General features: G+C 55.4%; 20 protein-coding genes. 12 read left to right on the top strand and 8 right to left on the bottom strand.

Annotation, left to right across the window (positions count from 1 at the left end):
• Positions 1–45 precede the first annotated feature (45 nt).
• From metX to F6Y09_RS19120, 6 genes are read left to right on the top strand one after another with little or no spacing between them, the layout of a single operon-like run.
• Positions 46–1,194, top strand: coding sequence for a homoserine O-succinyltransferase MetX (gene metX / locus F6Y09_RS19145; RefSeq protein ID WP_152208549.1), 1,149 nt, complete (start codon positions 46–48; stop codon positions 1,192–1,194).
• On the top strand, positions 1,191–1,787 hold the full coding sequence (gene metW / locus F6Y09_RS19140; protein WP_152208548.1) for a methionine biosynthesis protein MetW: 597 nt from the start codon (positions 1,191–1,193) through the stop codon (positions 1,785–1,787). The genes metX and metW overlap by 4 nt, the downstream gene beginning before the upstream one ends.
• Before the next feature lie 4 nt (positions 1,788–1,791).
• The gene (locus tag F6Y09_RS19135) at positions 1,792–2,244 is read left to right on the top strand and encodes a DUF4426 domain-containing protein (RefSeq protein ID WP_152208547.1); all 453 of its coding nucleotides are present in this window, start codon (positions 1,792–1,794) and stop codon (positions 2,242–2,244) included.
• A 2-nt stretch (positions 2,245–2,246) separates the two neighbouring features.
• Entirely contained in the window at positions 2,247–2,861 is a 615-nt protein-coding gene (gene rdgB / locus F6Y09_RS19130; RefSeq protein WP_152208546.1) for an RdgB/HAM1 family non-canonical purine NTP pyrophosphatase, read from the top strand.
• 2 nt (positions 2,862–2,863) lie between these two features.
• Entirely contained in the window at positions 2,864–4,012 is a 1,149-nt protein-coding gene (hemW, locus tag F6Y09_RS19125) for a radical SAM family heme chaperone HemW (protein ID WP_246180609.1), read from the top strand.
• A complete protein-coding gene (locus tag F6Y09_RS19120; RefSeq protein WP_152208545.1) occupies positions 4,012–4,542 on the top strand; it encodes a hypothetical protein in 531 nt (176 codons plus the stop codon). The genes hemW and F6Y09_RS19120 overlap by 1 nt, the downstream gene beginning before the upstream one ends.
• Positions 4,543–4,610: 68 nt before the next feature.
• On the opposite strand, the gene F6Y09_RS19115 is transcribed toward F6Y09_RS19120, so the two are convergent.
• From F6Y09_RS19115 to F6Y09_RS19090, 6 genes are all read right to left on the bottom strand, one after another.
• On the bottom strand, positions 4,611–6,671 hold the full coding sequence (locus tag F6Y09_RS19115; RefSeq protein ID WP_152208544.1) for an ABC transporter permease: 2,061 nt from the start codon (positions 6,669–6,671) through the stop codon (positions 4,611–4,613).
• A 17-nt stretch (positions 6,672–6,688) separates the two neighbouring features.
• Positions 6,689–7,741: a quaternary amine ABC transporter ATP-binding protein gene (locus tag F6Y09_RS19110; protein ID WP_152208543.1), complete on the bottom strand. Its 1,053-nt coding sequence runs from the start codon at positions 7,739–7,741 to the stop codon at positions 6,689–6,691.
• Positions 7,742–7,894: 153 nt separating this feature from the next.
• Positions 7,895–8,824: an ABC transporter substrate-binding protein gene (locus F6Y09_RS19105; RefSeq protein ID WP_152208542.1), complete on the bottom strand. Its 930-nt coding sequence runs from the start codon at positions 8,822–8,824 to the stop codon at positions 7,895–7,897.
• Positions 8,825–9,363: 539 nt separating this feature from the next.
• A complete protein-coding gene (gene trmB, locus F6Y09_RS19100) occupies positions 9,364–10,080 on the bottom strand; it encodes a tRNA (guanosine(46)-N7)-methyltransferase TrmB (RefSeq protein ID WP_152208541.1) in 717 nt (238 codons plus the stop codon).
• Positions 10,081–10,181: 101 nt separating this feature from the next.
• Positions 10,182–11,705, bottom strand: coding sequence for a YifB family Mg chelatase-like AAA ATPase (locus F6Y09_RS19095; protein ID WP_152208540.1), 1,524 nt, complete (start codon positions 11,703–11,705; stop codon positions 10,182–10,184).
• 53 nt (positions 11,706–11,758) lie between these two features.
• Complete coding sequence (locus tag F6Y09_RS19090; protein WP_152208539.1) at positions 11,759–12,007, bottom strand: accessory factor UbiK family protein; 249 nt, start codon at positions 12,005–12,007, stop codon at positions 11,759–11,761.
• A gap of 398 nt (positions 12,008–12,405) precedes the next feature.
• On the opposite strand from F6Y09_RS19090, the gene glnK reads away from it, so the two are divergent.
• Together glnK and F6Y09_RS19080 are read left to right on the top strand one after the other, a co-directional pair.
• Entirely contained in the window at positions 12,406–12,744 is a 339-nt protein-coding gene (gene glnK / locus F6Y09_RS19085; RefSeq protein WP_004578958.1) for a P-II family nitrogen regulator, read from the top strand.
• A gap of 75 nt (positions 12,745–12,819) precedes the next feature.
• A complete protein-coding gene (locus tag F6Y09_RS19080; protein ID WP_152208538.1) occupies positions 12,820–14,088 on the top strand; it encodes an ammonium transporter in 1,269 nt (422 codons plus the stop codon).
• A 78-nt stretch (positions 14,089–14,166) separates the two neighbouring features.
• Here F6Y09_RS19080 and speE read toward each other — a convergent pair whose 3' ends face one another.
• The gene (gene speE, locus F6Y09_RS19075; protein WP_152208537.1) at positions 14,167–15,027 is read right to left on the bottom strand and encodes a polyamine aminopropyltransferase; all 861 of its coding nucleotides are present in this window, start codon (positions 15,025–15,027) and stop codon (positions 14,167–14,169) included.
• A gap of 203 nt (positions 15,028–15,230) precedes the next feature.
• On the opposite strand from speE, the gene speA reads away from it, so the two are divergent.
• The 3 genes from speA to F6Y09_RS19060 all read left to right on the top strand — a co-directional run bounded on the left by speA (position 15,231) and on the right by F6Y09_RS19060 (position 18,572).
• Positions 15,231–17,138, top strand: a complete 1,908-nt coding sequence (speA, locus tag F6Y09_RS19070) for a biosynthetic arginine decarboxylase (protein ID WP_152208536.1) — start codon at positions 15,231–15,233, stop codon at positions 17,136–17,138.
• Between the two features lie 196 nt (positions 17,139–17,334).
• Positions 17,335–17,934, top strand: coding sequence for a sigma-70 family RNA polymerase sigma factor (locus F6Y09_RS19065; protein ID WP_152208623.1), 600 nt, complete (start codon positions 17,335–17,337; stop codon positions 17,932–17,934).
• Positions 17,931–18,572: a ChrR family anti-sigma-E factor gene (locus F6Y09_RS19060; RefSeq protein WP_152208535.1), complete on the top strand. Its 642-nt coding sequence runs from the start codon at positions 17,931–17,933 to the stop codon at positions 18,570–18,572. Before F6Y09_RS19065 ends, F6Y09_RS19060 begins: the two co-directional genes overlap by 4 nt.
• Positions 18,573–18,634: 62 nt before the next feature.
• Here F6Y09_RS19060 and F6Y09_RS19055 read toward each other — a convergent pair whose 3' ends face one another.
• Positions 18,635–19,375 carry an SDR family oxidoreductase gene (locus F6Y09_RS19055; RefSeq protein WP_152208534.1) on the bottom strand — a complete coding sequence of 247 codons (741 nt, stop codon included), beginning with the start codon at positions 19,373–19,375 and terminating at the stop codon, positions 18,635–18,637.
• A gap of 189 nt (positions 19,376–19,564) precedes the next feature.
• Here F6Y09_RS19055 and F6Y09_RS19050 point away from each other — a divergent pair, with 189 nt between their 5' ends.
• Positions 19,565–21,340 carry an acyl-CoA dehydrogenase C-terminal domain-containing protein gene (locus F6Y09_RS19050; protein WP_152208533.1) on the top strand — a complete coding sequence of 592 codons (1,776 nt, stop codon included), beginning with the start codon at positions 19,565–19,567 and terminating at the stop codon, positions 21,338–21,340.
• Positions 21,341–21,419: the final 79 nt, after the last annotated feature.

Below are 21,419 nucleotides of genomic sequence, written 5' to 3'. Positions count from 1 at the left end.
TGCTTCCGGCCCACTGTCGATCTTATTCAGGATACTGTCGCGTCAATGCCCGATTTCCATTCGCCGGACTCTGTTGGAGTTGTCACACCGCAGACGTTGCACTTTGGCGACCCCATCACACTCGCCTGCGGCCAAACACTCCCAGCCTATGACCTGGTGGTGGAAACCTACGGCGAACTCAATGAAAACGCCAGCAACGCCATCCTGATCTGCCATGCGCTCAGTGGGCACCACCACGCAGCAGGTTATCACAGTGAAGAAGACCGAAAACCCGGATGGTGGGACAGTTGTATCGGCCCCGGCAAGCCCATCGATACCTCACGTTTTTTTATCGTCAGCCTCAACAATCTCGGTGGCTGCAACGGCAGCACGGGCCCCGGCAGCATCAATCCGGAAACCGGCAAGGCTTATGGTCCCTCCTTCCCGGTGATCACCGTAAAAGACTGGGTTCAGAGCCAGGCGCTGCTGGCCGACCGGCTCGGCATACACTGTTGGGCCGCAGTGGTCGGAGGCTCTCTCGGCGGCATGCAGGCACTTCAATGGAGCCTGTCCTATCCGGACCGCTTGCGACATGCAGTCGTTATCGCTTCGACACCAAGACTGACCGCCCAGAACATCGCCTTCAATGAAGTTGCTCGAAAGGCCATCACATCGGACCCGGATTTTTACGGCGGACGTTTCTACGATTTCAACACCATTCCCCGGCAAGGCCTGATGCTCGCCCGCATGGTTGGCCACATCACCTATTTGTCCGATGCCTCCATGGGGGAAAAATTCGGTCGGGAACTCAGGGATCAGGCCTTCAAGTTTGGCTACGACGCTGAATTCCAGGTCGAGAGCTATCTGCGCTATCAGGGTGAACGATTCTCCGAAACCTTTGATGCCAATACCTATTTGCTGATGACCAAGGCACTGGATTATTTCGATCCCGCCTACGAGTTCGACGACAATCTGGCCGCAGCTTTGAAGCAATCCAGCTGCGAGTTTCTGGTGTTGTCATTCAGTACCGACTGGCGCTTCACGCCGGCACGCTCGGAAGAACTGGTAAACGCCATGATTGCCGCCCGCTGCAAGGTCAGCTACGCCGAAATAGATGCGCCCTGGGGCCACGACGCGTTCCTGATTCCGACGCCCCGGTACACCGACATTTTTACCGCGTATCTGGGCCGCGTAGCACGGGAGGTGGGCGCATGAGGGCGGACCTGGAAATCATCGAACAGTGGATCAAACCCGGCAGCCATGTGCTTGACCTGGGCTGCGGCGACGGCACTCTGCTGGACTATTTACAGCGGGAAAAACAGGCCACCGGTTTCGGTCTTGAAATCAACCCGGAACATATTACCAGCTGCATGGGCCGTGGCGTGTCGGTCATCGAGCAGAACCTGGACACCCAGGGGCTCAAGAACTTCGAGGACCAGACTTTCGACGTGGTCCTGATGACACAGGCCTTGCAAGCCGTCAGGCGGCCCGACGTGGTATTGGATGAAATGCTGCGCCTGGGGCGCGAGGGTATCGTCACCTTTCCCAACTTTGCCTACTGGCGTCTGCGCTGGTATCTGGTTTGGCGAGGCCGTATGCCCGAATCCGAAACCCTGCCGTATAAATGGTATAACACGCCTAATATCCACTTATGCACATTCAAGGATTTTGAGGCGCTGTGTCATCGGAAGAAGTTCCGGATCAAAAACCGAACGGTGGTAGACGGTGAACACCAGGACCGCTGGTTCAGCGCCCTGTGGCCCAATATGTTGGGCCAGACTGCCATCTACCGAATCACCCGGGAGTAAGCTCATGTTCAGAACCTACCGCATAGCCGCAAGTGTGATCAGCGCCGTGATCGCAGTGTTACTGACTCCCTCGGCCGCTGCCGAATACGTTGATTTTGGCGACTATCAAGTGCATTACAGCATCTTTGCCAGCAGTTTCTTACGGCCAGAGATAGCGGAAAAAAACGGCCTTAACCGCAGCAAATCCATTGGCATTATCAATATAAGCATTATGGAAGAAACCGGGGACGGCGGGTTGAGAACGGTGAGTGGCCAGGTTGAGGGCAAAGTACTCAACGATATCCAGCAGCAACGTTTTCTGGGTTTTCGGCGCATTTCAGAGGGCGATGCGGTTTACTACATTGCTGAATTTCAATACCGGAACGCCGAGCTGCTGACCTTCCAGGTTACCGCCCGACCCCAGGGGGGAGGTTCCGATCTCCCCATTCGAGTTGCCCATGCACTTTATAATGATTGATTATGACGACGCACCAGAAACTGGTTATCGCCAGCAATAACCCGGGCAAACTCGCTGAGTTCCAGGACCTGCTCATACCCTTGGGCATTTACCCTGTAGCTCAAGAGGAACTCGGTGTTAGCGAAGCCGAAGAGCCCGCTGTCACCTTTGTTGAAAATGCCTTACTGAAAGCCCGGCATGCCGCGCAGGTGACCGGGTTACCGGCACTGGCGGATGACTCGGGCCTGGCCGTGGACGCGCTCGGCGGACTTCCGGGCGTCAGATCCGCTCGATACGCCGGCCCGAACGCATCTGATCACGACAACCTGACAGCCCTGCTGGACGCCCTGAAAGACGTTCCGCCGGAACAGCGCCAGGGGCAGTATCATTGTGTGCTGGTCTATCTGCGTCACGCTGACGACCCCACCCCGCTGATTTGCCATGGCCGGTGGCATGGCCGCATTCTGACCTCCCCTCAGGGCGAGGGAGGCTTTGGTTACGATCCGATTTTCTGGCTTCCGGAGCATCACTGTACGGCCGCCGAACTGACGAAAGCGGAGAAAGGGCGTCTGAGCCATCGCGGCCGCGCCCTTCAGTCGCTGATCGGACAGCTGAAAGAGCAGCCCTCCCGCCCGTGACCATTATAAACGCAAGCGGGGTGACCGCACTGCCCCCGCTGAGCCTCTATATCCACGTACCCTGGTGCGTGCGCAAGTGCCCTTATTGCGATTTCAACTCCCATACGTTCACAGGCGACCTACCGGAAACGGCATATCTGGATGCCATCATGGAAGACCTTCGCCATGATCTGGATCTGATCGGCGGCCGGCCTGTCCAGACCGTCTTTATTGGGGGTGGTACGCCCTCCCTGATGTCACCGGAGTTTTACCACCGCCTGTTTGCCAGGCTGGCGGAGCACCTCAGTTTTGCGCCGGATGCCGAAATCACCCTTGAGGCCAATCCGGGCACCGTGGAGCAGCAACGCTTTGACGGTTTTCGGGCTGCAGGCATTAACCGCCTGTCGATCGGCATCCAGAGCTTTGCCCCCGAAAACCTGAAAAATCTTGGTCGCATCCACGATGACCGGGCCGCTCACCGGGCGATTGACGCAGCATTGAAAGCCGGCTTCAACAATTTCAATCTGGACCTCATGCATGGCCTGCCTGGCCAGACGCCGGCATCAGCGGTCGCGGACCTTGAACTCGCGTTAGCCTGGAAGCCACCCCATATATCCTGGTATCAGCTGACCCTGGAGCCGAACACCGAATTCTATAGCCGGCCACCGGTGTTGCCTGACGATGAGCGGCTTTGGTCGATCTTTGAAGCCGGCGCCGAAACTCTTGGCAATGCGGGCATGTCAGCCTATGAAGTGTCCGCCTGGAGCCAACCGGGCAAAGCATCTCATCACAACCTCAATTACTGGACCTTCGGAGATTACCTTGCGTTGGGCGCCGGAGCTCATGGCAAGATTACGCGCCCTTCGGGCGAGGTCATCCGGTACTGGAAAACCCGACAGCCGGACGCCTACCTCCGGCGAATTGGCAGCCGTACCTCCGGAAGCCAGATCATTGAGCCGGAGGAGATGGCACTGGAATTCATGATGAACGCATTACGTCTCAACGAAGGTGTTGAAGAGCGATTGTTCACAGAACGTACAGGTTTACCTCTTACACAGGTTGCGGCAATATTAACGGGTCTAAGGAAAGATCAGCTGCTACAGCCCGGCCGTCTGCAAACGACCGACCTGGGCCAGCGCTACCTCAACAGTTTGCTGGAGCGATTTCTCTGATGAGCCTGTCCACCACGCTTCCACCTGCCCCGCCCGCCCTTAAGTGGTCAGCCTTGCTGTCGATTGTACTCTTCCTGGCGTTGATGGCTGCCAACCAGGTACTGATTACTGCCCAGGCTCCCCAGGGGCTGATCAGTTTTCAGTTAGCAGCGACGGCGCTGCAAAGCCTTTCGATTATTTCAAGCTGGGGCAATTCGGGCCAGACCTGGGCAGTTAGTGTGCTATGGCTGGATTTTATCCTGATTGCTACCTACGTGGTGGCTTTGCTTATGCTGGTGAACTATCTGATGAGTGACCGGCCGGGGGTGAGAGAACAAAAACTCGGCCGAGCCATCAAGGCACTCTTCTTAGCGACCGGCGTGAGCGATCTGAGCGAGAACGTGCTGCTGCTGAACAATTTTTCGCCACCAACCGACAACATCAGCCTGGCAGCGTCCGTCTTCGCATTGATCAAGTTCACCGGGCTGGTCGTCGGAACGGCGGGTCTCGTCATTTTGCGGGCGGCGCGGAGACGCCCGCTACAACATTGACCCGAACCCTGATTGAGCAGCTGCTAACGGCGCCCAGAAACTGTGCACGCACCGTTGGGATGGGGCTGTTAAGCAATCCCCAATACTTTTTTACGCTGCTCTGCCCAAGTATGTATCAAATGGTCTACTGCGAGACCGATAAAGGCAACGCATAAGCCGAGCACAATGCCTTGGCCCATGCCGTTGGCTTGAGACAAAGATTGCATGATGAGCTGACCCAGGTCGTCGGTGCCGATAAACGCGCCGATGATAATCATGAACAACGAGAAGATAACGGTTTGGTTAATGCCCAACATGATGTGGGGGAACGCCAGAGGTAGTTCAATTTTCAATAAACGCTGCAGGCGGTTAACCCCTGACATGGAGCCGGCTTCTTGCAGGGTTTGAGGCACGTTACTCAACCCTTCTACGGTGTAACGTGTGGCAGGGATTGTGGCGTATACGATCACCGCAATAAGCACGGATAAATCACTCACACCAAACAACATGATGACGGGAATCAAGTAGACGAACGATGGGAATGTCTGAAACGTGTCGCAAACCAGTAAGATAACTTTGGTTGCCCGGGGGCTTCGAGAGCACAAAATACCGACACTGCAACCGATAATAACGGAACTGATAACTGCGAAAGTGGCCATATAGGCTGTAATGAGGGCGCGGTCCCACCAGGGTGTCAAGGCAATAAAGCCAATAAAAGCGGTCACAATAATAGCAGAGCGCAGGCCACCGACAATGTAACCGGTGCCGGCAACCAGAAACAGGGTGGCGGCGACGGGCATCGATAAATAAGCCTCTTTCATGGGCATCAAAATTGAGGTGGTCATGAAGAAGTTGAAGCTCTGCACGCTGTTGTACGTGTTGGTGATGAGCCAGTCAACGATAAAGTCCCAGAACCTTTCGGTACTCAACCCTTGTGATTCATGAATGAAGTAGAGGTAATTAGCCTTGTCTGGGAAAACCATCGACGCAAGGTAGGCAATAACAGACGTGACGATCAAAATCCCCAGGAAGGCCAGCGAATACCTGTGACGCACATGGAATGGCCGGTCAGCAAGGTAATCGATCTGCTTGTTGGCCCAGGCCAGGGATAACCTGTCCAGAACCACCGCAATCAATACTATAGAGACACCAAGTTCCAGAGCCTGACCTATATTGAGGGAGTTCAATGACACCAGTAATTCGTAGCCCAACCCCCTTGCCCCGATAAAGGAGGCGATGACGGCCATGGCCAAGCACTGCATGATGACCTGGTTAACGCCGATCAGAATGTCGTGACGCGCTGACGGGATGAGCACTCTAAACATGAGTTGGCGTGAGTTGCAGCCACTCATCATGCCCGCCTCCAACACCTCGGGAGAGACTTTTTTAAGGCCCAGAATGGTTAAGCGGATCATTGGGGGGGTAGCAAAAATAACTGTTGAAATAGCCCCGGCATGGTCACCAATGCCAAAGAACACCACCACCGGGATCAGGTAAGAGAAGTGGGGCATGGACTGGGCCACGTTTAACAGTGGCGCCAGGATGGCCTCGAAGGTTTTGCTCTTAAAGGCAATGGTCCCGAAGACTAACCCCAGGACAAACGATAAGGGCACCGTCACTAAAACAAATGACAGGGTTTGCATGGCGGGCGTCCACTGACCGAATACCGCAATGTAAATGGTGCTGGCGCCGGCTAAAATAGACAGATTACGGCCACCAAGATAGTGGCCTGTTAAAAAGGCACCCGCCGCAACCGCCGGCCAAGGCAGCGCAGGGATGCGAGCCCACTCGTTGGCGCTGATAAAGTCCCAGCTGGTAAAGGCGACAACGGTTTTAACGCCACCTAGCAGAAGCTCACGAATCAGATTAATGCTAAAGAGAACCACGCCAGACAGGCCGCGCGTAAACTCTTTCATCATGGTCGATTCTTCGGTGAGGTCTAACTCAGCATCGTAAACCTCGACGACCCAGAAGTCATTGATGAGGAACTTGAGGCCGTCGTTGACAACGTCAGGCAACAGCCAGAACCTGGTCTCCTGAAGGCGCCACAAGTTGCCACCGGTGGCTGGATCGATGGCCATTACAAGGGCATAGAACACCGCCAATAAGGCGACAAACTGAATCCATTTATGTTCGGTAAAATATTGCATCAGGTTTGGCTCACAACTTAGGTATTAACTGGCAGGCTATTAGTGTCACCAAACAAGACGTCTATCATGATATTGCTGTTTAAAACGCCAACAATCTTGCCTTCGGCATCCGTGACAGCCACTGGTTTTTGCTCGGTTAGCACGGGTTCTGCTACGGTTTCGATAATCGCGTCTTCAGATACAGTAATGGCACTCAACTCTGCAGAGGCATCGTATTTTGCCATGATGGTCTGGCAGGAGAGTACGCGCTCGCGTGGCACCTCACGGGTAAATTTGGCGACGTATTCCGTGGCTGGGTTGAGTACGATGTTGGCGGGAGTATCAATTTGTTCGATGACGCCGTCTTTCATAATGGCGATGCGGTCGGCAAGGCGTAGCGCTTCATCAAAGTCGTGGGTAACAAACAGGATGGTTTTATTTAAGACACTTTGTAAACGTAAGAACTCATCCTGCATTTCCCTGCGAATCAGCGGGTCCAGGGCTGAGAATGGCTCATCGAGGAACCAGATATCCGGTTCCACCGCCAGTGAACGAGCAATGCCGACACGTTGTTGTTGACCGCCAGAGAGCTGGCGCGGGAAGTAATTTTCGCGACCTGTGAGTTCTACCAGGTTTACCATGTCGATCGCACGGTCCATGCTGTCGCTGGTGCTCATGCCTTTCACCTGTAATGGTAAGGCAATGTTTTCCAACACTGTTTTGTGAGGCAGCAGGGCAAAATTCTGGAATACCATGCCCATCTTGTTACGGCGAATGTTGATGAGTTCTTTGTCATTCATGGCAAGCAGGTCTTCGCCATCAATAAAGATATCGCCTGCAGTGGTGTCGATCAGGCGAGAAATACAGCGCAAAAGAGTTGATTTGCCAGAGCCTGACAGACCCATGACGACGACTATTTCACCTTTGTGAACTTCAAAAGAGGCATTGTTGACACCAATGACACAGCCTGCTTCAAGTAATGATGCTGTTTCTACTTTTCCGCCTGACTGTTCCAGAATTTTTACCGCATTGTCACCAAAAATTTTATAGACAGACTCGCACTTGATGACGGGCTGAGTTGATGTCGACATAATTAAATTCCTATAAAAAAAGAGGTGCTTAAACGATGGGTTTGTAGGCGCCAGATCAATGGATTTGTAGATTTTGGGTCGCTGTTCGTGTGTTGAATAACGAACCACAAGGACTGACCTGAATGCAGCGCACTCAGGTCAGAGGGGTTTGGCTTAAAGCCAGTTTTTCCAGGTTGCTTCGTTGTCAGCCAGCCATTTAGCAGCGGCTGCTTCGTGGCTCATGCCATCGACGTCAACCAATGCGGCCATGTTGCCGATATCGCTTTTGGTAAAAGAAATGTTGTTAAAGATTTTGTAGGCTGCCGGCCATTTTTTAGGCATTTGATAGTGAGCTGCCTTCTTCAACCAACCTGCTGGTGGAGAACCACACTTGCCATCACCGCCATCTGACTTCTTGCAACCATCAGTATAGGCGGGGAACTCAACGAAGCTGCCACCGGCACCGGCATCGGTGAAGTTAGGTGACCAGTTAAATACGACGACTGCCCGGTTATCTTTAGCCGCTGACTCCAGTTCAGCCCAAAGTGCACCAGAAGACCCGGCAAACTTAGCGGTAAAGTTCATGTCAAGCGCTTCGATGCGGTTCAGGGTTTCCTGGCCATGCCAATCCATAGGGCCGTCCAGGTAACGACCTTTGCCGTCACTGCCTGCTGTTTCAAACAGGTGAGCACAATCGTTCAGTGCTTCCCAGGAAGGTAGGCCGGGGCATAGATCGCCCACATAGGCAGGATACCACCACTCTTCTTGCGTAACAGAAGCGTGCGTGCCCACATCGATGATGCCGCCAGCATCTAAAGCGTTGTTGAAAGACTTACCAAAAGTAGACTGCCATACTTCGTGAGCAATAGTGACGTCACCGTTACGAATGGATTCGTAAACCGCTTGGCTATCAGCCGGTACGTAAGAAACATTATCGCCAATGCTTTCAAAAATACCGCCAATAACATACGCCATGGTGATTTGGCTGGTCCAGTTATGGGTAGGAATTACAATAGGCTCTTTCGAGTCCGCCTGGGCTAAAGTAGCGCCAAGTGCGAGTGAACTAACTGCAGCAGCAGTAGTGAGTTTGTTTAAGAATTTCATGTTTATCTCCTGATAGTATTCTTATCGGTAGTTAATCATTACTTACTTCCTTTGATTTCAGGCAAAGTCCTGTTTCGTTATCTGACGCAAGATCTGACCCGGCAGCTGACCCGAAGCTAAACGTTGTATCGTGCGCCAGAGAGAGCTGTTCGGGCGACGATTGAAAGCGGACAATAGCGCAGCTCTGACCGGCAACAATAAAGCCATGAGGCTCCACGGTGAGACGCACCACACTCGGGTTAACCGATGGCGCAATAGGGTGAAAGCAACATCTGTGGGGAGAAACAGAAGGCCGGGGGCGGGCAGACCACCCATCTGAACGCGAGATTTCGAGAAAACGCCGGAGGGAGACGCTCGAATGGCTCAAGTATAGGAAGAATACTTGGTAGCTCGCATGTCAGGGGGGTACCCTAACACATTTGAGGCCTTGGCGTTTTTGCCGCCCTCGGGAGCGTCAGGGCGGCGTTTGTCAAAGGCCGTGTGTGCCAGAGCAACATGAGCAGCATTGGCTAAAGACCCTTGCCCTTCACCGGGCGCTTCTAGTTAGTACGCCGAAACACCAGATCCCAGACGCCATGCCCCAGGCGCTCGCCACGCTTCTCGAACTTGGTGACCGGGCGGTGGTCCGGCTTCGTCGAGAACGCGCCATCAGCCTCCGCGTTGGCAAAACCCTCAGACGCGCTCAGTACCTCCATCATATGCTCAGCGTAATTTTCCCAGTCCGTCGCCAGATGAAAGATACCACCCACCCTTAGCTTGTGCCGGATGCGCTGCACAAATTCTGGCTGCACCAGACGGCGTTTATGGTGGCGCTTCTTATGCCACGGATCCGGAAAAAACAACATGACCTGATCCAGACTGGCATCGGGCAGACAGAAATCAATCACCTCGTTGGCGTCAATGGCATACACCCGCACATTATCCAACCCACGATCTTCGACTTCTTTCAGCAAAGCACCAACACCCGCCAGGTGCACCTCAACGCCGATAAAGTCCTGCTCCGGCGCCGCCTCAGCCATGTCGGCCAGGGATTGCCCCATACCAAAGCCGATTTCCAGATTGAGCAGTGCCTCACGGCCAAACACTTGTCTCGGGTCAATCATGCCGTGCTCACGGGTCAGGCCGAACTTCGGCCAGCAACGCTCGTAAGCATTTTTCTGGCCGGCCGTCATCCGCCCCTGCCGCAGGACAAAGCTGCGTATACCACGTCGGGTGGTCACCTTGAGTGCCTCAGACTGTTCTTGCGGGTCTGTCATTACATTACCTCGCCACAGGCTGGCTGAGATGCCAGCAATTAAGGGTCTAAAACTCGGTTTCTGGGAGTAGTCTAGCAAACACTCGCGCCAGATCGGAGCCTTCAGGACTGCGGATACGAAGTTCTGACCTGTTGCCGGTCAAGTTTACGATACCCCAGCGCTTCCACAAGATGGCCAGGTGCAATGACGTCCTTGCCGGCCAGATCCGCCAGGGTTCTGGCCACCCGGAGGATGCGGTGCAAGCCTCGTGCGGACAGACCGAGCTTTTCCATTGCCCGGGACAGCAACGCCTCACCTTCCTTACAGGGCTGACAGAAATGGTGCATGGCATCGCCCGAAAGTTGTGCGTTCACGGCACCACGGGACAATTGGACCGCCCGTGCGTCCTTAACCCGTGCACGCACCAGAGCACTGGCTTCAGCCTCGGTCTGACGCTTCAACAACACATCTCCGCCCTGCACAGGCACTTCCACATGCAAGTCAAACCGGTCCAGAAGGGGCCCGGACAACTTTGACTGATAACGCATGACTTGCTGCGGCGTGCACTGACAGTCGATGCCCGGATGCCCGCGATAGCCGCAGGGGCAAGGATTCATGGCAGCGATGACCTGAAACCGGGCCGGGTAGGTAACCTGCCGGGCAGCGCGGGAAATCACAATCTCCCCGGACTCCATGGGCTCCCGGAGCACTTCGAGCACCCTGCGGTCAAATTCCGGCAACTCGTCCAGAAACAGAACACCCTGGTGGGCCAGCGAGATTTCACCGGGCCGCGGGCTGCTGCCACCGCCCACCATGGCTACGGCAGAGGCGGTATGATGAGGGGATCGATAGGGAGGTTGCCGCCAGAGCCCATGGCGCACCGGCAATCCCGCGACCGAATGCACACTGGCGACTTCCAGGGCGGCCTCGTTGGTAAGCGGCGGCAGAATGCCCGGCAAACGACTGGCCAGCATGCTTTTACCAGTACCCGGTGGGCCGAACAGCAGCAGGTTATGGCCACCGGCGGCGGCAATCTCCAGTGCCCGTTTCGGGACATGCTGCCCCCTGACATCGGCAAGATCCGCGGTATCGAACTCCGGTACAGCGTCCGCCATGGGCGGCAGCGGCTGCAGACGCAGAGTGTCCGTGAGGTGCTCACACACCTCAAGCAGGTGTCCGGCCGCGAAAACATCGTCAGCAGCGGCCAGGGAGGCCTCCTCTCTGTTGGCGGAGGGAATCAGAAGTTGACGGCCAGCCGCTCGAGCGGCGATGACCGCCGGCAGCACACCGCGAACCGGGCGTAACGCGCCATCAAGGGATAATTCGCCCATACATTCAAGCTGGTGTAATCGTTCCGCCGGGATCTGCCCTGAAGCTACCAGAATGCCCAGGGCAATTGGCAAATCAAACCGGCCGCCCTCCTTCGGCAGATCGGCGGGCGCGAGATTGATAGTGATACGTTTGGCGGGGAACTCGAACCCGGCATTGAGCAGCGCACTGCGAACGCGGTCCTTGCTTTCCTTGACGGCGGTTTCAGGCAGACCCACGATGGACAGTGCTGGCAGGCCATTGGACAGGTGAATCTCAACGGTCACCGACGGTGCTGACACGCCCAACCGGGCGCGGGTATGGATAGTGGCAAGCATAACAACCTTCCTTGGCCTGACAGGAGCCGTTTCCGGTGCCCCCTTTTTTATTCCTAGCCGACTCTTTTCTCAAGTTCAGCGACTGTCTTTTCCAGAGCCTCGACCTTCTCGCGGGTACGCATCAATACCGCCTGCTGGGCGTCAAACTCGTCCCGGGTGACCAGATCAAGCCTGGACAATACGGCCATCACGGTCGCTTTGGCCTGGTTTTCAAAATCGTCTTTCGCAGCTCTGGCCATATCTGGCACGAATTGCCCGAACTGGCCTTGCAGTTGGGAAAAGAAATCCTGCGGTCCTTTCACAAAACACCTCTCGACGCTTGGTACGGGTATGGGTATCTTCCGGTAGTTCAAGAGTGTAACACACCCTCGCTCCTGCCATACTGGGGTGGGTGGCTCAGCATTATGGCAATGGCCGGGCAAGACAATCAGAGGCTGCAGGACATTACCCGGCATCGTCCTGCACCATAATGGGTCAACCAATAATCCAATGCTCTGTAATGAGGCATAGACTCGTACCTTTTTGGAGCTTAAGTTAATCAAAGCATTGTTTTAAATAACTTTTTTTGCGTTGGCACATACGATGCAAAGCACCTCCTACGCAATCCGCACAATTGGTGTGTGAGGTGGCAAGCATCCCGAACTCAATACCGGTATCTCAGGATCAGAAGTATTGAGGCGGCTATACCAAGGAGAAACCAATGAAACTTGTGACTGCGATCATCAAGCCTTTCAAGCTGGATGATGTCCGTGAGGCTCTATCCGAGATTGGCGTTCAAGGCGTTACCGTGACTGAAGTGAAGGGCTTCGGACGGCAAAAGGGGCACACTGAGTTATACCGTGGTGCTGAATATGTGGTGGATTTTCTGCCCAAGGTCAAAGTTGAGGTCGCCATTGGTGACAACCTGCTGGACCAGGTAATTGAGTCCATCACCAAAGCGGCAAATACCGGCAAGATCGGCGACGGCAAAATCTTTGTGACTGAGCTCGAGCAGGCTATTCGGATAAGAACCGGAGAAACCGGCGAAGAAGCGGTCTGATCTAACCATCTGACCCGATAAAACAGCCAGCGCAAAAACCTTTAACCCTGATAGGCCTCGTGCGGAGGGCTTCCCATGGAAAGTAATATCTTTCATTTGCAGTACGCTATAGATACCTTTTATTTCCTCGTTTGTGGTGCATTAGTCATGTGGATGGCAGCCGGTTTTGCCATGCTCGAATCCGGTCTGGTGCGCGCCAAGAATACTACTGAAATCCTGACCAAAAACGTGGCTCTGTACGCGGTGTCCTGCACCATGTACCTGATCTGCGGTTATGCCATCATGTACGGGGGTAACATCTTCCTGTCCGGTATGGGCGAGGTCGACACAGCCGCCGTGCTGGGGGACTTTGCAGCCCGTGAAGACGGTTTCGAAGGCGGCTCCATATACTCGGGCGCTTCCGACTTCTTCTTCCAGGTTGTGTTCGTGGCAACGGCCATGTCTATTGTGTCTGGTGCGGTTGCCGAGCGCATGAAGCTTTTTGTGTTCCTTGGCTTCGCAGTTGTCATGACTGGCTTTATCTACCCGATGGAAGGTGCCTGGACCTGGGGTGGCGCTTCTGTTTTTGGCATGTACACACTTGGCGATCTTGGCTTCAGTGATTTCGCCGGCTCCGGTATTGTGCACCTGGCCGGTGCCACGGCAGCGCTGGCTGGAGTTATCCTGCTGGGTCCTCGTAAAGGCAAGTACGGCCCCAACGGCGAAATCCGTGCCTTTCCCGGCGCCAACCTGCCGCTGGCAACTCTTGGTACCTTCATCCTGTGGATGGGCTGGTTCGGGTTCAACGGCGGCTCGGTTCTGAAACTGGGTGATATCAGCAGCGCCCACTCGGTGGCGATGGTCTTCCTGAACACCAACGCGGCCGCCGCCGGTGGCGGTATCGCAGCGTTGATCACTGCGCGCCTGATGTTCGGCAAGGCCGACCTGACCATGCTGCTGAACGGCGCACTGGCCGGTCTGGTTACCATTACCGCGGAGCCGTCCACGCCTACTGCCCTGACAGCAACCCTGTTTGGCGCTCTGGGCGGCATCCTGGTGGTCTTCAGCATCGTCACTCTGGATAAACTGCGTCTTGACGATCCGGTCGGCGCCATCTCTGTTCACGGTGTCTGCGGTATTCTTGGCCTTCTTCTGGTGCCCATCACCAACAGCGACGCCAGCTTCTCGGGCCAGATCATCGGCGCCCTGACGATCTTCATCTGGGTATTCGTCGCCAGCATGATTGTCTGGGGTATCCTGAAAGCCGTCGTCGGGATCCGGGTTACTGAAGAAGAAGAATACGAAGGTGTTGACCTGTCTGAGTGCGGAATGGAAGCCTACCCTGAGTTTGTCAGCAGCAAGTAAGCACTGGCATGGCTCGAAATCTGAGCCTCAGGTCATGAAAAGGGCGCCCATGGGGCGCCCTTTTCGCTTCAGTGGATATCAGTCTTCGAGGATATCCAGCATGAACTGCGGCATCGCCAGCGCCCCCCGGTGGACATCGTCGTTGTAATAACGAGTGACGAAAGGCCGCTCTGCGGCATCTTCCTCCCGGAAGTACTTCAGGGGTTTTTCTTTGCCACCCATGGTACAGCTCCACCAGCCGGTAGGATAAACAGGCTGGGGAAACGGCAGGGTCTGAACGTGATCAAAACCGGCCTTTTTCATATCCCCATGAATGGTTTTGATGATGTTACCGGTGTGCAATAATGGTGACTCGCTTTGCTGTACCACAATACCCCCATCCCGCAGCGCCAGCATACAGTCCCGATAGAAATCCGCAGCAAACAGGCCTTCTGCTGCCCCCACCGGATCGGTGCTGTCGACAATGACAATATCGATGCTGTTAGGCTCCACATCGCGCATCCACTGGATACCGTCACCGAAGAAGAAATTGGCTCTGGGGTCTTCATTGGATTCACAGAGTTCGGGGAAATATTTTTCAGACAAGCGGGTAACTCTTTCGTCAATTTCAACCTGCCAGGCCTCTTCCACATCCGGATGCTTCAGAACCTCTTTCAGTGTGCCACAATCACCACCGCCAACAATCACGATCTTTTTCGGTGATTTATGGGTAAACAGGGCAGGATGCGTCATCATTTCATGGTAGAGAAAATTATCCCGGCTGGTGAGCATCACGCAGCCATCGAGCACCATCAGGTTACCGAACGTTGCCGTCTCGTAAATTTCCAGCTTTTGGAATTTGCTTTGCTCTTCGTGAAGTTTTGACTTCACTTTCAATGAAAACGCAGTGCCTTCATCCTGGAATATCTCGGTAAACCAGTCTTCGTTCAATGAACTCATACGCTGTCTCCAAACCCAGTGAATTGCCCCGATGGCCGGGCGATGTTGTCTGCCCGCTATTGTAGGTGCCCGGTGCCCCGAGCTAAAGCACCGGAGTCGGGGAATTTTCGCGAACCGGCCTTTTAGCTGTGCCAATGAACTCTTACAATGTGCGATTGCATGCTGGTATAGCCAGCGGCTCGCCTTACCACAGGGACACAACCATGATTGAGCTTCCCGGCGCCAACGCCCAGAAGGTATACAACATTCCTCACTGGAGTGATGGGTACGTTGACGTCTCGCCTCAGGGCGACGTGTTGATCCGTCCCGACCGCGGCCGTTCTGGTGACGATATCAACTTGCCCGAACTGGCCCAGAAACTGGTGGCGCGCGGACTGCAACTGCCCGTGCTGGTCCGCTTTACCGATATTCTCCATGACCGGGTCAACAAACTCTGTGGCGCCTTCAACAAAGTGGCCGCCGAACAGGGGTACGAGGGCGGTTATACAGCGGTCTACCCGATCAAGGTCAACCAGCAGCGCCGCGTGGTAGAGGAACTCATTCGTGCCGAACCGGCGGCCAGCCAGCAACAGATCGGGCTTGAAGCCGGCAGTAAACCCGAGCTGATGGCAGTGCTTGCACTCTGCACACCCGGTTCCGTTATTGTCTGTAATGGCTACAAGGACCGTGAGTATGTGCGGCTCGCGCTGATTGGCCAGAAGCTTGGACATCGGGTGTTTATCGTGGTGGAAAAGAAGTCTGAGCTGCCACTGATCCTGGCGGAAGCAGAAGCTCTGCACGTTGAACCATTAATCGGGGTTCGCGCGCGCCTGGCCACCATCGGCAAGGGCAACTGGCAAAATACCGGGGGAGAGAAATCCAAGTTTGGCCTCTCCGCCAGTCAGGTTCTTGATGTAATAAAACAATTACAGGACGCGGATGCTCTCGGCTGTCTGCAACTGCTGCACTTTCACCTGGGATCACAGATCGCCAATATCCGTGACATCCAGACCGGTCTGCGCGAGTGCGCACGCTTTTACAGCGAGCTGCGGCACATGGGTGCGCCCATTACTACCGTCGACATCGGAGGCGGGCTTGGGGTTGACTACGAAGGCACCCGGTCCCGCAGCAATTGCTCAATGAACTACAGCGTGTTCGAGTACGCCTACAATGTTATTCATACCTTGCAGATTGAGTGCGACCGCGCGGGTATTCCGCACCCGGATCTGATCAGTGAATCCGGCCGTGCCCTTACCGCCCACCACGCGGTTCTGGTGACCAATGTTATTGACCGGGAAGCTCCGGAGAGCCGCAGCCCGGCGGCACCGGCAGCCCAGTCGCCAGGCCCCCTGCACGATTTATGGCGGGATTACACCAGCCTGCAGGATGATGGCAGCCCGCGCTCACAGATCGAGATCTATCACGACGTTCTGCACGCCATGAGTGATGTTCATGCCCAGTTCGCACACGGGGTGCTGTCACTCGCTAACCGGGCGGATGCCGAGTGTCTCTATACGGCTTGTTGTCGGCTCCTGAGGGCCCAGCTCAATACCGCAAATCGTGCTCACCGGGAAGTGATCGACGAACTGAATGAAAAGCTGGCAGAAAAACTGTTCGTGAACTTTTCGCTGTTTCAATCATTGCCTGACGTCTGGGGCATCGACCAGATTTTCCCGGTGTTGCCGATTTCAGGCCTGAACCGCTCTCTGAGCCGGAGAGCGGTTATCCAGGACATAACCTGTGACTCCGACGGTCGCATTGACCGCTATGTGGACGGCCAGGGCATCGAAACCACCCTGCCGCTACCCGAAGACGACCCGGCCAAACCCATGCTGATGGGCTTTTTCATGACCGGCGCCTACCAGGAAATTCTCGGCGATATGCACAATCTGTTCGGAGACACCCATTCGGTCGACGTGAAACGGGAAAGCAGCGGCGGCTATCGCATCAGCGATGCGATTCAGGGTGATACGGTGGCCAAAATCCTGCGCTATGTTAACTTCGAACCCGACGACCTGGTCAGAGCCTACACCCAGAAATTTGAAGCCAGCGCCATGGCTCCCGTCGAGCAGGCAGCATTGCTGTCGGAGCTGACCGGTGGCCTCAATGGCTACACCTATCTGGAAGAATAGCTCCGCACTTCGCCTCGCCTTTCGCCTGCCAGGGCGGCAGGTAGAAATCAAATTTACAAAGCGTCGCAATTAAGTTCCAGGTTTACTCATCCAGGCCAACAACCCGAGCGTAAGTAGAGAACTGACAAACCGGTGACGAGTGCCTAAAATGATTAAACAACAGAATCAAATGCACGCCACGATCAAGGAGCGTCCGGTGAGTACACTGGATCAGAAGCCAGCACGCGCCGAGGGTCGTAAAGACCCCTGGAGTCAAATGCTGGAGAAAGTGGGGAAAAGTCAGGATAGGGAAGCTTATCATGCGCTTTTCCAGCACTTTGGCCCCCAGATCAAGTACTACGCCATGGCAAATGGCCTCTCCAGCCATGCCGAAGAACTCGTTCAGGAGGTTTTTGTCTCAATCTGGCGCAGATCCTGTTTGTACGATTGGCGCAAGGCGGCAGCCTCTACCTGGATTTTCACCATAGCCCGTAACCAGCGCATTGATATGTTGCGCAAAATGCGGCGTCTCAGTGCTGAAATGCCGGTCGAGACGGAAGACCTGTGGCAGATTCCCGGTGACAACGAAGACGAGCCCGTTACCTCATTACATCGTTTGATGTCGGAGCGACGCATTCGTGAGTCCCTGAGCCTACTGCCGGAAGAGCAGACGACGGTGATCGCCAAGGTTTATATGGAAAACAAATCGCACCAGATGGTGGCGAATGAGTTGAACATACCTCTTGGCACCGTGAAAAGCCGTGTACGCCTGGCGTTAAACAAGTTAAAAGTGATTTTGCAGGATCAGAACGTATGACCCAGCACCACCCTGACAGCCTGACTCTGATGGAGTTCAGCGCCGGTAACCTGACGGAGCCCCATGCCCTGTGTATCCGGTTGCATCTGGATCAATGTTCCCATTGTCGCAGCAGAGTCGATATGCTCGACAGTCTTGGCGCTGTGATGATGGAACAGCAACCGCAGGTTACGGTTTCAGGTTCCATGTTCGACTCCATACTCTCCCGTATTGATAGCGAACCCGCCGTTCAGGATCTCTCTGGGATGCGTAAAAATCGTGTAGGGCCGCTGGAAAAACTGCTCGGAACCGATTTGAATGCCCTGCCCTGGAAACGCCAGTTGGGCGATCTAAGTGTGCTGGACATCAGCGACCGGTTCCCCGGCCAGTCCGAGCAGGTCGTGTTGCAAAAATTGACGGCCGGTGGCAAGGCGTTGGCCCATACCCACCGGGGTGAGGAGACCACCATCGTCCTGCAAGGCGCGTTTTCGGACAAGAAAGGCGTTTTTAACCAATGGGATTTTGTGGTGCTGAACCAGCAGGATGAACACAAACCGGTAGCCCTTGAAGGGGACGACTGCATCACCCTGTCAGTGCTCAGCGCTCCGGTCAGGCTGACGGGAACATTCACCCGCATGCTTAATCCGTTCATCCGATAACGCAGGTGTGCAGTCAAGAGCCCGGCAACAGCCCGGGCTTTTTTTGGTCTCACGTTTCCAGCTTACCAGGGTAAGTCCTTACCATCCCAGTTGATAAAACGACCATTGTCCTGGTCTGACAACGACTGAGCCACCCGAATCAGATTGCCAGCCGTGTCCGCTGGATCATGGACATTCAGTTGTGTCAGCGACTGCTCGAACGGAGCACTGAGGCGGGTCCGCGTTGTTCCGGGGTGCACCGCGACACAGGCAACCGGCCGACACCTGCGGGGCAGCTCGATGGCGAGGTTTCTGACCAGCATATTGAGCGCTGCCTTCGAGGCACGATAGGCGTACCAGCCGCCCAGGTGGTTGTCGCTGATTGATCCCACTTTAGCGGACACTGCAACAACCCGTTTGAGCTCCCGGTGCCGAAGCCAGGGCAGTAAAGCCTGAACCAGGAGCGGAAACGCTGCTGCATTAACCTGAAATGCATGCACCAGTGCCCCGGGGCTGATATCTTCAATCCGCTTCTCGGGCTGCAAAGCCTCACCGTGGAGTATTCCTGCGGCGTAAACGACCGTATCAATCGTCAGGTCTGCAGGCAGGTGTTCAGCCAGCCTCTCGGCTAACCCATGGGGCTCCAGAGCCAGAGCATCCCACGGAATCAAGTGAATCCGTTTCCTGTCGGTCGCAGGGAAGCGCACTGCCTCAGGGTGTCGACACAACCCCCATATCTGCACTGCCTCATCCCCCTCAAGCAACCATTCTGCAAAGGCACTACCGATGCCGCCAGAAATACCGGCTATTACGACGTTTCTCATAATCCGCTCCGGGTCAGATCTTTATCAATGGCCGGACAATGTACGCCGTAGTTTCTGAAAATGACCATTGCAAACATGAACCACCGAATTAAAACGGTCGTATGAACTTCGACTTTAGTTTAATGCCGGCAGTTTTCGGCCAGGCGTTCAGCGCCGAAGTGACAACTGACTAACCCAGCGAGAGATACCATGCAATATCAAGCGCCTACCAACGATATCCGTTTTCTCTTGTTCGATGTCCTGGGCATGGACAAGATTCATGAGCTCGAAAAATACGCCGACGCAACACCCGATCTGATCACAGCGGTTATCGAAGAAGCCGGCAAACTGGCGGCGGAAGTGATTCAGCCCACCAACAAAACCGGCGACCAGCAAGGCTGCAAGTATGACCCCAAGACCAGGTCGGTGGTAACCGCTGACGGTTTCATTGACGCCTACAAGCGTTTCACCGAAGGGGGCTGGACCGCCCTGGATGCCCCCCTTGAATTTGGCGGCCAGGGCCTGCCCCACACCCTGAAGTTCGTGGTCGACGAGATGGTGTGTTCCACCAACCTGTCCCTGGGGATGTACCCGGGGCTGACCCACGGCGCCATCAGTGCGCTGTACGCCCACGGATCGGAAGACCTGAAACAGACCTATCTGGAGAAGCTCATCAGCGGTGCCTGGACTGGCACCATGTGTCTGACCGAGCCCCAGTGTGGCACCGATCTTGGTCTGATCCGCACCAAAGCCCTACCGAATGACGACGGCTCGTTCGCTATTGAAGGTACCAAAATCTGGATCACCGGCGGCGAGCACGATCTGACCGATAACATCGTTCACCTGGTACTGGCGAAGCTACCCGGCGCACCCGATACCACCAAAGGTATCTCGCTGTTTATCGTGCCCAAGTTTCTGCCGGAGAGCGGTGAGCGCAACCCGGCTTTCTGCGGGGGCCTTGAGCACAAAATGGGCATCAAGGGCTCAGCAACCTGTGTGATGAATTTTGAAGGTGCCAAAGGCTGGTTGGTCGGTGAGCCGAACGACGGCATGCGCTCCATGTTCACCATGATGAACGAGGCCCGCCTGATGGTGGGCATGCAAGGCCTGGGCCTGGCCGAGATGGCGTATCAGGAGAGCCTTGGCTTCGCACGGGAGCGCTTGCAGAGTCGCTCTCTCAGTGGCCCCAAGAACCCGGCCGGGCCGGCGGACCCGATCATTGTGCATCCGGATGTGCGTCGCATGCTGATGCGCCAGAAGGTGCTCAACGAAGGCATGCGGGCGCTGGCGCTGTTTACCGGCCGTCAGCTTGACCTGTCCGTCGCACACCCGGACGAGTCTGTGCGTGAAAACGCGGATGATCTGGTCCAGCTCCTGACTCCGGTGGTCAAAGCCTTTTTGACCGATGAAGGCTTCAACAACAGTAACATCGGCTTGCAGGTACTCGGCGGTTCCGGCTTTACCGCGGACTGGCCCCTGGAACAGTTGGTCCGCGATGGCCGTATTGCACGCATCTACGAAGGCACCAACGGCATCCAGGCCATGGACCTGGTAGGCCGGAAGCTCAGCATCAAAGGCGGCCAACTGGCAAGAGCACTGTTTACCGAACTGACCGGTTTCCTCAAAGACAACGGGGATGCACCTCACGCTGAAGCACTCAAGGGCGCCATCACCGCCCTGGAAACGGCTACCTATTGGCTGGCCACCAACGCTCCCGATGATCCTGAGCAGGCCGGAGCGGCAGCAACGCCTTATCTGCGCCTGATGGCCCTGACTACTATTGGCTACCTCTGGTCGCGTATGGCAAATGTGGCCCAGCAACAGCTTGATGCAGGTACCGGCAACACGGCGCTGCTCGAGAGCAAACTGGTGTCCGCCCGTTTCTATTTCGAGAAACTGCTGCCTGAAACACAGTGGCTATTGCAGGATATCGTCAGCGGCAAGGCCGCTATCATGGACTTTGCTGACGACCACTGGGCCGCATAGCCGGTCAACCGCGCGCAATGACCTTCCTGCCACGCATTTGCGGGGCTTTTATATGCCCGCTGTCAGACTGCGTCTTCTC

This window comes from Marinobacter changyiensis, assembly GCF_009193265.1.
GTDB lineage: Bacteria > Pseudomonadota > Gammaproteobacteria > Pseudomonadales > Oleiphilaceae > Marinobacter > Marinobacter changyiensis.
This window is presented reverse-complemented; position numbering and strand designations above follow the sequence as displayed.